This window comes from Bradyrhizobium sp., assembly GCF_035570375.1.
Classification (GTDB): Bacteria; Pseudomonadota; Alphaproteobacteria; order Rhizobiales; family Xanthobacteraceae; genus Bradyrhizobium.
Genome location: NZ_DATMLW010000158.1, coordinates 1 through 2,480, shown reverse-complemented (window position 1 = coordinate 2,480; position 2,480 = coordinate 1). Strand labels below are relative to the sequence as shown.

Below are 2,480 nucleotides of genomic sequence, written 5' to 3'. Positions count from 1 at the left end.
CGCGAAGCCATGAAGCTTCCGCCGCCGGTGCCGAGCACGGCAATCTATACCCGTAGCGACGGCATCGTCGCGTGGCAGGGCTGCCGCGAACAGGAGAGCGCCACGACGGAAAACATCGAGGTCGAGGGCAGCCATTCGGGCTTGGGGTACAACCCCGCCGTGTTGTACGCGATCGCGGACCGGCTTGCGCTGCCGGAAGACGAATGGCGGCCGTTCGATCGCGGCGGGCTCCGCAGCCTGTTGTATTCCGATCCGTATCGTTGCGACGGCGATTGCACGGCGCCGTCGCGCGCCGGTCCAATCGAGGTCTAGTTGGCTCGACACATCGCCTGATCATTCACCGCAACCACCGAACCGAGAAGGACGAAATTCATGGAGACCGACAGACGGCAACCTACCGGCCCGGACGCAGGCGCGTTTCCCGGATTTGAGGATCTCAAAAAGCTGATCGAGAAATTCCAGTTGCCCAGCCTCGATATCGACGCGCTTATCGACTGGCAGCGCAAGGACATGGAAGCTTTAACAGAGGCGAGCCAGCAGGCTTCCGAAGGGATCAAGGCACTCGTGGCACGACGCAACGAGATCCTCCGAGAAACGCTGGCGGAATGGCAAGCAGCAGTCAAAGATGCCACGAGCGCCGAAGCGATATCAAAACGCGCTGATGTCGCAAAACAGGGCATTGAGAAGGCGATCGCCGATTTCCGCGAACTTTTCGAGATGGAAGCGCAATCGCGCAACAACGCGTGGAAGATCGTGCAGGAGCGCATGCAGGAGAATATGGTAAACTTGCAGAAGCTGCTGCAACCGAAATAGGGCGTGTTGACTGTTCCGCGCCGTCGCGGCAAGGTGAAATCGCGTCGAGACGGGCGGTTGACCGGTGGCTGTCCAGAAGATGGCCGACGCCCCGCCTATACCGACAGCAAAGGCGCGCTCGCGAACATGACGCGCATACTTGTCACTGAATGGGCGCCGCTCGGCGTCGACGTTTACGGGATCGCGCCTGGCGATTTCCCGACCAGGATGATTGCGCCTCGATCGGGGCGCGCCGGCGCAGTTGCCGCCGATGAAACGCTGTGGCGAGTTCGAAGACCTAAACGGCTTGATGGTACTCTTCGCCTCCGACGCCTGTGCCTTCATTACCAGCCACGCGCTGGCGGTCGACGGTGGGTCACAGCGAGCTGAAGCCCTGACGATTAAGAAGGGAGGGAGACCTGATGAACGACAAGCCCTGGATCAACTCCTATCCTTCGGGCGTCCTCTGGGATGCCGAGATCGTACCCGGACCAGTCCAGAAAATTCTGGATGACGCAGTAGCAAAATGGGCGGATCGCCCCGCGATTGAATTCATGGGAAAACGGATAACCTACCGCGATCTCGGTAACCTTGCGAACCGCGCCGCGCGGGGACTACAGCAGCTTGGCGTAAAGCCAGGCATCCATGTCGGCCTGTATTTGCCGAACTCGCCGCACTATATCATCGCGTTTTTCGGCGTGCTGAAGGCCGGCGGCACGGTGGTCAACTACTCGCCGCTCGACGCCGCCACGGTGCTGGAGCACAAGATCGAGGACAGCCGCACCGACTTATTGATCACGCTTGATATCGCATCGCTCTATCCGCAGATGGCGGCAATGCTCGGCAAGACGCGGTTGAAGAAACTGGTGGTGGGAAACCTGGCCGAACTGAGCGCCGATCCCGACTCGGTGATGACCGAGATGAAGGCCAGCCGACAACTGAGTGATGTGACATGGGACGACCGCCACATCAGCTTCTCCGAACTGCTCCGCAACGATGGGAATTTCCAACCCTATCCGGTCGCCGATCCCGCCGAGACGATTGCCGTGCTTCAGTATACCGGTGGGACGACAGGTCTGCCGAAGGGCGCGATGCTTACCCACGCCAATCTTACAAGCACGTGCCAGCAGTACAGGGCAACGACCGCCGGCTCTCCTCCGGTGCTTGCCGAAGGTCAGGAGCGCTTCCTTGCGGTGCTTCCACCATTCCACATCTATGCGCTCGCGGTGAATGTTCTGTTCGCTATTCTCCAAGGAGCGGAGATTATTCAGCACGTGCGCTTCGATCCAAAGGCCGCGCTTGAGGATATCTCGGCGAAAGCGGTAAGCGTCTTCTGCGGTGTGCCGACGATGTTCACTGCGCTGATCAACCATCCCGAGACTCCCCGGCACAGCTTGCGCACGCTCAAATATTGCGGCTCAGGCGGGGCGCCGCTGCCGCTTGAGGTCGCGCAGCAATTTGCCGCGATCACCGGCTGTAACCTGAGCGAAGGCTGGGGCATGACCGAGACCTCGCCGGCCGGCACCTTCACGCCGGCCCAGAAGGATGGCATGCGCAAGGTCGGATCCTGCGGAATGCCGATGCCCAGTATCATCATCAAGTTCCTCAGCATTGATAACCCGGAGCAGTACGTCCCGCGTGGCCAACGCGGAGAAATCTGCATCAAGGGCCCAAATGTGATGAAGGGC

3 protein-coding genes and 1 pseudogene are annotated in these 2,480 nt (G+C 60.4%); all 4 read left to right on the top strand.

The genetic code is table 11. The features are described 5' to 3' along the window. A pseudogene (locus VNX23_RS17020) lies at positions 1-312 on the top strand (alpha/beta hydrolase); the annotation flags it as partial. Between the two features lie 60 nt (positions 313-372). Beyond that, the gene (locus tag VNX23_RS17015) at positions 373-813 is read left to right on the top strand and encodes a phasin family protein (RefSeq protein ID WP_325631878.1); all 441 of its coding nucleotides are present in this window, start codon (positions 373-375) and stop codon (positions 811-813) included. Positions 814-816: 3 nt separating this feature from the next. Then, positions 817-1,182, top strand: a complete 366-nt coding sequence (locus tag VNX23_RS31085) for an SDR family NAD(P)-dependent oxidoreductase (protein ID WP_414643023.1) — start codon at positions 817-819, stop codon at positions 1,180-1,182. Between the two features lie 32 nt (positions 1,183-1,214). Beyond that, positions 1,215-2,480 (top strand): AMP-binding protein (locus tag VNX23_RS17010; protein ID WP_325631876.1); only part of this gene is annotated, 1,266 nt, incomplete at its 3' end.

Excerpts from the sequence above, each read along its gene's own strand:
- VNX23_RS17015 (WP_325631878.1), top strand. The coding sequence starts at position 373 with ATGGAGACCGACAGACGGCAACCTACCGGCCCGGACGCAGGCGCGTTT.